Source organism: Corynebacterium yonathiae, assembly GCF_027570195.1.
Classification (GTDB): domain Bacteria; phylum Actinomycetota; class Actinomycetes; order Mycobacteriales; family Mycobacteriaceae; genus Corynebacterium; species Corynebacterium yonathiae.
In genome coordinates this window covers 205,345-214,509 of record NZ_JAKMUZ010000001.1, presented here as the reverse complement: position 1 = coordinate 214,509, position 9,165 = coordinate 205,345, and the positions used below count along the sequence as shown (strand labels likewise).

The following is a 9,165-nucleotide window of genomic DNA, read 5'->3' as shown; positions in this document are numbered from 1 at the left end:
ATGGAATGGAGCGGCTTAAGAATCGCTATGAAGCGCTTATCTTACTTGGTGCCGAAAGGCAGGTCGAAGTACTTGTTAGCGAAAGCAAACAGGGTGCCCAAGGCGCCGATGACAGCGGTGAAGACGCCGATCCAAGCCTTGATGTCGTCTGCCTTCTCCTTGGAAGTACGGGTGTCTTCCTTCTTCTTGGAGTCGTCAGTGTTGGAGTTGGACTCGCCGTCCTTGTCAGAAGCGTAGTCGTTGCCGGCGGAGGAGGAGTTGAACAGTTCCTTAGCTACGCCGGCTACCTCGGAAGAAGAGCCGTTGGTGGTGTCCTCAGCGTTGGCAACGGTGGTGCCTGCGAAAGCGACGGACAGAGCGGTTGCGCCGGCAACGAGTGCCTTGCGGAAGAAAAGCTTCATTTTTTGATTCCTAACAAGCTCGGTATTGAAAGACAGTGCCAATAATAGACAGACTGACAAGCTTCCGCAACGGTATTGGCAGGATGTTATTTGCTCACTGAACTAGCTGAGAGCCCGCTGTGTTCTGCTTGTTCACTCTTGTTGCTAATGTGATCTAGGAGATTTTTAGTGCTCTATTGTTCCTGCAGCTTAAACCTCATAAGTAGGCTCAGCTTAATTTAAGGAAAGAATAGACCCCGGCGCATCCGTCCACAGTAAATGTGGGGAACGGCCGAGGCTTCTTCTCTACCCCTGGTAAGGGGTCTGGGTAGTAGTGGGAATAGGGAGCGTCGTCAAGCAGGGCTTTTAAAGCCCTTAGGCCTTGACGGTTGCCTTCGTGATCTTGACTTCCTTGGCTGGCTTGCCATCCGGCTGGCCGCCTTCGACGCCGTTCTTGGCAATCTTGTCCATCGTCTCCATACCTTTATCGGTAATGGTAGCGAAGTAGGTGTAGCTCGGGGCCAGCTCGGAATCGTCGTAGTTGAGGAAGAACTGGGAACCATTGGTATCTGGGCCGCTGTTGGCCATCGCAACGGAGCCGCGCGGGTAGATAACGGGGTTCTGAGCGTCCTTCTCATCTACTTCGTCGGTGGGGTACTCATCAGCGAAGCTAAAGCCAGGGCCGCCGGAGCCGGAACCGGTTGGGTCGCCGCACTGCAAAACGTTGAGTTCGCCCGAAGTCATGCGGTGACAGACGGTGTCATCGTAGTAGCCGGATTTAGCCAGCTCAGAAATCGCATTGGTGGTACACGGTGCCTTGGCACGGTCCATCTCCATCTCAATGGTGCCCTGATTGGTCTCAAAGGAGACAGTGACAGTGCCCTTGGTGGAAATGTCCTTGCCCGCTGGCTTCTTCGCGCCGTTGGCATCCTGACCGTTATCTTCGTACGTACAGGTCACGGTATCCGGCAGGGCCTTTGCGCGCTTATCTGCGATGGGCTCTGCCTGTGGGGTTTCCTGCGAGGTCTCAGCTGCAGAAGACTCCTCAGCCTGTACGTTCTCATCGTCACCTTCGTGGGTGGACAGGAAGTAGATGCCGCCCACGAGAGCGAGGATTACTACGAGGGAAGCGGCAACAACGCCTAGCGGGCGTGCCTTCTGCTTGCGTTCGCGGGATTTTAGTTCGCGCTCGAGCTTGCTCAACGCCTCTTCGCCGCGTTTTTGATTATTTGGCACCGGGAGTCAACCTTTCTAGCGATTTTCGGTGGCATGATTCAACCTGACCGAGTTTAGCGGTTCTATACTGCGGGGAAAGCGTAGGCACCGGAATTAGGGCAAGTTAATGGCTTTTCAACTCAATCATAAGTACCCTAGTTTTCCGTGGTTGAACCAGAATTTACCGATCCACCAACGCCCACCGTAGGTGAACTTCCCGCAGTGGGAGATCCGCTGCCCGAATTTGAACTCATCGGTACCGACCTGAGTCAGATTACCAATGAGACCTTTGCGGGCACGCGCCTTATTATCTCTATGTTTCCCTCTATTGAACCCCTGCCTGCCAGGAGCAACTGCGTCGCTTCCATGAACAAGTCTCGCAGCTAGACAATACTAGGCTTCTTTGCGTTTCTCGTGACTTGCCCTTTACCCTCAAGCGCTTTTGTGCGACTAAGGGTATTAACGATGTCATCGCTGCCTCCGCATTTCGATCGGACTTTGGCGAGAAGTTCGGCGTGACCGTACGCGATTCCGTCTTGGAAGGTCTTCTTGCCCGGTCCGTGGTGGTGGCTGATGAAAACCATAAAATCATCCACACTGAAATGGTGCTAGGTGTTGTTACCTAGCTGGACTATGAAAAGGTATGGGACGTATTGCGTTAATCATTCCGATGGTTCGGGTCTCCGCTCATTGAGAAGATGGGGGAGGCCGGCTCTTTTTTATGGCGGCAGCTAGGGTGGTGGGTATGGAAATCTACGGTTTTACTGCCGGCCCCTTTCACACCAATACTTATGTGATTTCAGAGGGCCGTCGCGCCTTCATTGTTGATCCCGGCATGGATGCGATGGAAAAAGTCCTAGAGCATGACTTGGACTATGAGGCTATCGTGCTTACCCACGGCCACATTGACCACACCCGAGACGCCGGCACCCTAGCGAAAAAGCTTGATATCCCTGTCTATATTCATCCCGCTGATAAATTCATGCTGGATCGTGGCGAAGGTGTTTCGGCGCAAGCGCAAGAGCTTTTCGACGCCGCGCACATGACCCCCATCGAAACCGTCCGCGAGCTGTGCGATGGGGAAATTCTAGAGCTGCTCGGTCATGAATTCACCCTTAAACACGCGCCTGGGCATTCGCCGGGGTGCGTCATGATCGTCTCGCAGGACTTTGCACTAACTGGGGATGTGTTATTTGCCGGTGCCATTGGGCGCACTGACCTGCCTCACTCGGACCCCGATGCCATGCAAAAGTCGCTCGCCGGCCCAGTATGGAGCTTGGCAGACAACTTAGACCTTTTGCCCGGGCACGGCCCCACCACCACGATGCGAAAGGAGAGGGCGACCAATCCCTTCTTCGCAACATTGAGGGAGGTACTGTAATAGCCGTGAGTAAAAAGAAGCAGTTCCAAGCCCTGTCCGCCCCCAAAGGTGTCCCAGACTATTTCCCGCCGCAGTCGGCCGCTTTCTATAAGGTGCGCCAGACCATGGTGGAGCAGGCACATCTCTCCGGCTTCCAGCACATTGAGCTGCCTATCTTCGAAGACACTGCGCTCTTTGCTCGTGGCGTCGGAGAGTCCACCGACGTGGTGTCTAAGGAGATGTATACCTTCGCCGATCGAGGCGAGCGCTCCGTGACGTTGCGACCGGAGGGGACCGCCGGCGTGATGCGCTCGGTCATTGAGCACAATCTGGACCGAGGCCAGTTGCCGGTTAAGCTCAACTATTTTGGTCCGTTCTTCCGGTATGAGCGCCCCCAGGCTGGTCGCTACCGTCAGCTGCAGCAGGTAGGCGTAGAAGCTATTGGCGTCGACGATCCCGCGCTAGACGCCGAAGTTATCGCTTTGGCAGATCGTTCTTTCCGCGCGCTAGGACTTACTGGCTTCCGCCTAGAGCTCACCAGCTTGGGTGATCGTAATTGCCGCCCGGCTTACCGGGAGAAGCTGCAGGAGTTTCTCTTCAAGCTCGACTTGGATGAAGAGACCCGCCATCGTGCAGAGATTAACCCGCTGCGCGTGCTCGATGATAAGCGTCCAGAGGTGCAAGAGCAGCTTGCTGATGCCCCCTTGATGCTTGACCACCTCAATGATGAGTGCCGGGAGCACTTCGAAACCGTCACCGGCATGCTGGATGATATGGGCGTGGCCTACGAGATTAACCCGCGTATGGTTCGCGGTTTGGATTATTACACCAAGACCTGCTTCGAGTTCGTTCACGATGGCCTTGGTGCGCAGTCCGGAATCGGCGGCGGTGGCCGCTACGACGGCCTGATGGCCCAGCTGGGCGGTCAAGACCTGTCCGGCATCGGATACGGCTTGGGCGTAGATCGCGCCCTTTTGGCACTGGAGGCAGAGGGCATCACTCTCGATGGCGTTGATTCCCGCGTGGATGTTTTCGGTGTGGCTTTGGGCTCAGCCGCAAAACGCACCATGACCACTCTTATCAATGACCTCCGCAAGGCGGGAATTTCGGCGGATATGTCCTTTGGAGACCGTGGACTCAAGGGGGCGATGAAGGGAGCTGACCGCGCCGGCGCTCGATTCGCGCTCGTCCTCGGCGAACAGGAGCTAGAAAACGGCACCGTCGCACTCAAGGACCTAGCCGCTCACGAGCAGCACGACGTCAACGTCGCTGACCTAGTTTCGACCCTTGCACGGCAAATGCATGACGAGGATTAAAAATCTCTAGCCGGGGGCATCGCGCTTAAGTGCGGTGCCCTCTTTTAATACCTGCCAAATAGAGATCAATGATTTTTTCTTGAATATCCGGCTGGTAAGCCTCGACATTAACCTCGCGGGGGCGAGCCAAGCTCAGCAGGCCCACGATGAACTCGAGGTGGGTGACGCCAGGGCCAATCTCGCCTTGCTGTTGCCCAAGCTCAATAAACCGCCGTCCGTTGCGCTCTAAGAGGTTTCGCTGCGCGGTCAATTCGGGGCTTAAAGAATCTAAATCCTGCGGGACAAAGGCGGGAATGAGAGTGTTTAGCCCCATGGTCAGGATATGGCTGGCGTAGGTACGAACGTAGTCCTCCCCAGAGTGCGTGGGATGCTCGAAGTCCGTGATAAGGCGCTGTTGGAACTTCGCAAACGCTTCACCCATATACTCCGCACAAGCACGAATCAGGCTCGCGCGGTTGGGGAAGTTGCGATAAACCGTGGCCACACTCACCCCGGCTTGAGTGGCTACCTTATCTAGAGCGACATTATCGCCGTGGGTACGAAAGAGCTGACACGCCGCGGCCACAATGGCTGTGCGGCGGTGAAGGGCATCTGCGCGCATGGAGTCTCTTTTTAGCACTCCACCTGGGAAACACTAAAGCCCATGGTCTTGGCCAATCCGCCCAGGGAGGTTTCCTTGTATTGAGAGAGCATATCGCGGCCGGTCTCGGCCATGGTTTGCACCGCATTATCCAGTGTCACATGGTGGGTTCCTTCGCCCATTTTGGCCATGCGTGCGGCATTGATGGATTTCACTGCGCCAATCGCATTGCGCTCAATGCATGGAATTTGCACCAAGCCGCCAACTGGGTCGCAGGTCAGACCTAAATTATGTTCCAACGCGATCTCCGCAGCGTTTTCCACCTGGGCTGGAGCAGCACCCAGTAGCTCTGCCATGCCCGCGGCGGCCATAGCGGAGGCAGAGCCCACTTCGCCTTGGCAGCCGACCTCAGCTCCGGAAATGGACGCATTTTCCTTGATAATCATGCCGATAGCACCGGCGGTCAAAAGGTAACGGCGAGCAGTCGACCGAGTAAAGTCCGCGCGGAAATCGCGTGCATAATGCAGTACCGCCGGAATAATGCCACACGCGCCATTGGTAGGCGCGGTGATGACGCGTCCGCCGGCTGCGTTTTGCTCATTGACCGCTAGGGCGTAGAGGTTAACCCACTCCATGGCAGAAAAACCACAGCTGTCGTCATCCTGGTTTTCCAGCAATTGAGCGTACATCTTCGGGGCGCGGCGTGGCACGCGCAGCCCACCGGGTAGCAGGCCTTTGGTGGAAATGCCCTCGGTCACACACTCTCGCATAATGTCCCAGACCAGATCGAGGTGCCGCAAAGCGAATTCGGCGCCGCCTTCGTCACGGTGCAAGGCTTCCTCATTGGCGAGCACGATCTCCCAAATCGCCTTGTCATGAGCCTCACACAGATTGAGCAATTCTTCGCCCGTGGTGAAATGATAAGGAACGGAGTCATCAACCTGTGCTGCGGCTACACCAGCTGGAACCTCGTTGCTTTCGGCTACTTCCGCATCGAGCTCGGAGCGAGAGAGAATAAAGCCGCCGCCGACAGAAAAGTACTCTTCCTTTTCTGCGATGAGATTGCCGCTATCATCCCAAGCGCTAAAAATCATGCCATTGGGGTGTTGGGGAAGTGGCTCGTTATCAAAAACGATCTCATAGTCCACCGTGCCGCGGGGGCCAGAGATGGTTCCCTCACTGGGGATAAATCCACCTGCGTGTGGCTCGGCGTCGATAGGCACACTTAGCGGATCCCAGCCAGCGAGCCCGAGGATAACAGCGCGGTCGGAGGCATGCCCGCGGCCAGTGGCAGAAAGAGAACCTCGCAACTCGGTATACACCTTTGCCGGGTGCTTCTCGAGGGAATCGAGGAATTGCTTAGCCGCACGCATGGGCCCGACGGTGTGCGAAGAGGAGGGGCCAATGCCGATGGAGAATATGTCCGTGACACTAATTGTCATAGTTAAGCTGTGCCGAACCTTTCTGGAGAGATTGCTGTCGGGTGCATAGGTCTTCCTACGTCGGAAGAAACCGGAACGGAAGGGGAAGGCAGATTTTATGTGACCAGTGTAGCGAAAGTCACACCTTCTATCAATCGGGGCCTATGCGTATTGATGCTGGCCTTGTGCTCTATTTTCCGTATCCATCTAAGAGGTTTTCAAGGGGAATGAAGTTCTCCTTGGATAACCGGATGGTAGGTCTTCCTCCCCGGCCGCTGAAATCGCCGGCAATTCCTGCCACTCTGTCGCGAGGGGTAACCATCTGATCAGCTAGCTGAATGGCAGAGCGCTCAATACGGGCGGTAAAACGCTCTCCTTCAGGAGTGCCTAAATCTTCTGCCGCTTGAAAAACGCCCGTCGGCACCACGCTCGCGTGGAGTTGATTAAACAGCGGACGGAGCGCGTAGTCCAGAATCAGCGCATGGCGCGAGGAGCCAGCCGTAGCCGCGATGATTGTGGGAAGCCCGTCTAGGGCATGGGGCTCCAAAGTGTCAAAGAACATCTTGAATAGACCTGAATAGCTGCCCTGGAATACAGGGGTGACGGCGATGAGGCCATCAGCCTCGGCAACTCGCTGCTTGGCTTGCGTAAGCAATGGCGTCGGCGCGGTCCGATCAGTCATGGCAGTAGCGAGTTCGTAGGCTAAGTCGCGAATCTCAATGACGTCGATCTGGGCTCCTTCACCGCGCGCGGAAATCTTGGCGCGGGTGGCTTCTGCGAGCATGTCTGCCAGTCTGCGAGAGGAGGAAGGCTGTGAAAGACCAGCTGAGATAACGAGTAGGGAGCGCATAGCTAATTAGTTCTCCTTTCCTGGGCTGACCTGCAGGTGTGAGGAGTAGCGCTTAGTGAGCAAGCTAGCGTGCGTTGGCGGGTCAGAGGGCACGTGGCTTGGACGGCGCTGTTCAAAGCGGCGCCGCAGCTCGGGCACAACCTGTGTGCCCAGGATTTCTATCTGCTCCAGAACTACTTCCTGGGGAAGGCCGGCGTGATCGATGAGGAATAGCTGGCGTTGGTAGTCACCCGCCCAATCAGCAAAGCTGAGGGTCTTTTCAACTACCTGTTCCACGGTACCGACAGTCAGTGGAGTCTGTGCAGTGAAGTCCTCAAGGCTCGGACCGTGACCATATACTGGAGCGTTGTCGAAGTAGGGACGGAAGAAATCCTTAGCCGCTTGCTCGGTATCGCCGATAAAGACTTGGCCGCCAAGGCCTACAATTGCTTGGTCGGCTTGACCATGGCCGTAGGCTGCAAATCGCCGGCGGTAGAGATCTACCAGCTGAGCAGTGTGCTCTTTATTCCAGAAAATATTGTTGTGGAAGAAACCATCGCCGTAATAAGCAGCTTGCTCGGCAATCTGTGGCGAACGAATGGAGCCGTGCCAGACAAAGGGCGGAATTCCATCCAGTGGTGCCGGAGTAGCGGTAAATCCTTCCAGCCCTGCGCGAAACTTGCCATGCCAATTAACTACCGGCTCGCGCCAGAGCCTGCGAAGAAGGTGATAGTTCTCAATGGCAAGAGGAATGCCCTGCTGAATATCCTTGCCAAACCACGGATAGACCGGGCCGGTATTTCCGCGGCCCAGCATGAGGTCTACGCGTCCGTTAGCAAGGTGCTGGAGGAAGGCGTAATCCTCTGCGATCTTGACTGGGTCATTAGTGGTGATGAGGGTGGTTGCTGTCGATAGTTGTAAGCGCTTCGTCTGGGCGGCGATATAAGCTAGGTGCGTGGTGGGTGAGGACGGCACGAAGGGTGGGTTGTGGTGCTCGCCGGTGGCAAAAACGTCAAGTCCAACTTCCTCGGCCTTGAGCGCAATCTCCGTTAAGTTGCGGATGCGCTCAGACTCATTGGGGGTTTTCCCTGAGATGGGGTCAGCGGTTAAGTCCCCGATACTGAAGATGCCGAATTGCATGATTACCTTTCTATGCCGTGCGCTGGAGCAAAAATAGCCGTAGTGCCAAACGACGAGCGAATCATTCCCATTCTAAGGCATCAAAAAGTGCCGGTAAGTCGGCCGGTGTAACCAAGCGCAGGGGCTTCTCATTGGGCTTGCCGTGTTCTGTGATGATAGCTGCGCATGGTCGGTGCCCTTGGCTATCGGGTTCCGATAGGCGGTCCATCGTTTCCTGCACGCTTACGCTACGGGCAAGAAAGATGGCGCGATCGCTGGGTTCTTTGAATTTCACAATGTCCGCGATGTCTGCAGCATCGAGTAGGTGATTATCACTTAAATCTGCGGCAACCCAACGCGCAATGGTGTTGGTGGTCAGCAAAGCGGTGTAGCTGCCCTCGTCATAGATGGGAATTTGGGAAAAGTCTTCGTCCTTAATGACGTTAAAGGCATCCAAAATAGATGTGGAAGACGGCAAGGTAAACACCGGTCGCGGCTGCAAAATGCGGAGGGTATCGGGAGGGGTAAGCAAAATGTCCCGGAGAGCGGAAATCTGTCTTAGTACTGCCTCGTGTGGTTCAGCGATAGGTTCGGAATCGAAATAGCGACCGTGGGCGATAGCGTTGCGAAGGTTAGAAAAATCTTTCAGCGCCTCAGCCTGCTTGCCAGAAAGAAAGTGCTTGTCTCGTGCCCTGTCTACTAGCCACCAAAAGGAATCCGAGTTCTTTGCATTAAGGGTGGAACGCAAGTGTTGTTCTATGTCATTGAATGCGGCAAGGAATGTGGTAGCTCGGTGCGCGGTCATAAGGGCCAGTGTAAGTGACAAGAAAGGGAGACGTCGCCAAGCGAAGTGCCCGGATAACCTCCATTTAGAAAATGAAATATCCGCTAGTCCCGGTAGTACGGCCGGTGGAGCTAGCGGATGCGGAGAGCTTAGTGAGCAAG

General features: G+C 55.6%; 9 protein-coding genes and 1 pseudogene. 3 read left to right on the top strand and 7 right to left on the bottom strand.

Features of this window, described 5'->3' with window-relative positions; genetic code table 11:
- Nucleotides 1–41 precede the first annotated feature (41 nt).
- The gene (locus L8V22_RS00970; protein ID WP_238800754.1) at nucleotides 42–401 is read right to left on the bottom strand and encodes a hypothetical protein; all 360 of its coding nucleotides are present in this window, start codon (nucleotides 399–401) and stop codon (nucleotides 42–44) included.
- A gap of 354 nt (nucleotides 402–755) precedes the next feature.
- Nucleotides 756–1,616, bottom strand: coding sequence for a peptidylprolyl isomerase (locus L8V22_RS00965; RefSeq protein ID WP_238800756.1), 861 nt, complete (start codon nucleotides 1,614–1,616; stop codon nucleotides 756–758).
- Nucleotides 1,617–1,760: 144 nt separating this feature from the next.
- Between L8V22_RS00965 and tpx the strand changes: the two are divergent.
- The 3 genes and pseudogenes from tpx (at nucleotide 1,761) to hisS (ending at nucleotide 4,271) form a co-directional block, all read left to right on the top strand.
- A pseudogene (gene tpx / locus L8V22_RS00960) lies at nucleotides 1,761–2,221 on the top strand (thiol peroxidase).
- Nucleotides 2,222–2,340: 119 nt separating this feature from the next.
- On the top strand, nucleotides 2,341–2,976 hold the full coding sequence (locus tag L8V22_RS00955; protein ID WP_238800955.1) for an MBL fold metallo-hydrolase: 636 nt from the start codon (nucleotides 2,341–2,343) through the stop codon (nucleotides 2,974–2,976).
- 5 nt (nucleotides 2,977–2,981) lie between these two features.
- On the top strand, nucleotides 2,982–4,271 hold the full coding sequence (gene hisS / locus L8V22_RS00950; RefSeq protein WP_238800758.1) for a histidine--tRNA ligase: 1,290 nt from the start codon (nucleotides 2,982–2,984) through the stop codon (nucleotides 4,269–4,271).
- Between the two features lie 25 nt (nucleotides 4,272–4,296).
- Here the strand turns inward: hisS and L8V22_RS00945 are convergent, their stop codons facing one another.
- The 5 genes from L8V22_RS00945 to L8V22_RS00925 all read right to left on the bottom strand — a co-directional run bounded on the left by L8V22_RS00945 (nucleotide 4,297) and on the right by L8V22_RS00925 (nucleotide 9,025).
- Nucleotides 4,297–4,872 (bottom strand): TetR/AcrR family transcriptional regulator, encoded by a 576-nt coding sequence (locus L8V22_RS00945; protein WP_238800760.1) that lies wholly within the window; start codon nucleotides 4,870–4,872, stop codon nucleotides 4,297–4,299.
- 11 nt (nucleotides 4,873–4,883) lie between these two features.
- On the bottom strand, nucleotides 4,884–6,293 hold the full coding sequence (locus L8V22_RS00940; protein WP_238800762.1) for an L-serine ammonia-lyase: 1,410 nt from the start codon (nucleotides 6,291–6,293) through the stop codon (nucleotides 4,884–4,886).
- A gap of 169 nt (nucleotides 6,294–6,462) precedes the next feature.
- Nucleotides 6,463–7,122, bottom strand: a complete 660-nt coding sequence (locus tag L8V22_RS00935) for an FMN reductase (protein WP_238800764.1) — start codon at nucleotides 7,120–7,122, stop codon at nucleotides 6,463–6,465.
- A 6-nt stretch (nucleotides 7,123–7,128) separates the two neighbouring features.
- Nucleotides 7,129–8,241, bottom strand: coding sequence for an LLM class flavin-dependent oxidoreductase (locus L8V22_RS00930; protein WP_238800766.1), 1,113 nt, complete (start codon nucleotides 8,239–8,241; stop codon nucleotides 7,129–7,131).
- A 61-nt stretch (nucleotides 8,242–8,302) separates the two neighbouring features.
- On the bottom strand, nucleotides 8,303–9,025 hold the full coding sequence (locus L8V22_RS00925; protein WP_238800768.1) for a CBS domain-containing protein: 723 nt from the start codon (nucleotides 9,023–9,025) through the stop codon (nucleotides 8,303–8,305).
- Nucleotides 9,026–9,165: the final 140 nt, after the last annotated feature.

Excerpts from the sequence above, each read along its gene's own strand:
- L8V22_RS00940 (WP_238800762.1), bottom strand. The coding sequence starts at position 6,293 with ATGACAATTAGTGTCACGGACATATTCTCCATCGGCATTGGCCCCTCC.
- L8V22_RS00955 (WP_238800955.1), top strand. The coding sequence starts at position 2,341 with ATGGAAATCTACGGTTTTACTGCCGGCCCCTTTCACACCAATACTTAT.
- L8V22_RS00930 (WP_238800766.1), bottom strand. The coding sequence starts at position 8,241 with ATGCAATTCGGCATCTTCAGTATCGGGGACTTAACCGCTGACCCCATC.
- L8V22_RS00945 (WP_238800760.1), bottom strand. The coding sequence starts at position 4,872 with ATGCGCGCAGATGCCCTTCACCGCCGCACAGCCATTGTGGCCGCGGCG.
- L8V22_RS00970 (WP_238800754.1), bottom strand. The coding sequence starts at position 401 with ATGAAGCTTTTCTTCCGCAAGGCACTCGTTGCCGGCGCAACCGCTCTG.
- L8V22_RS00925 (WP_238800768.1), bottom strand. The coding sequence starts at position 9,025 with ATGACCGCGCACCGAGCTACCACATTCCTTGCCGCATTCAATGACATA.
- L8V22_RS00935 (WP_238800764.1), bottom strand. The coding sequence starts at position 7,122 with ATGCGCTCCCTACTCGTTATCTCAGCTGGTCTTTCACAGCCTTCCTCC.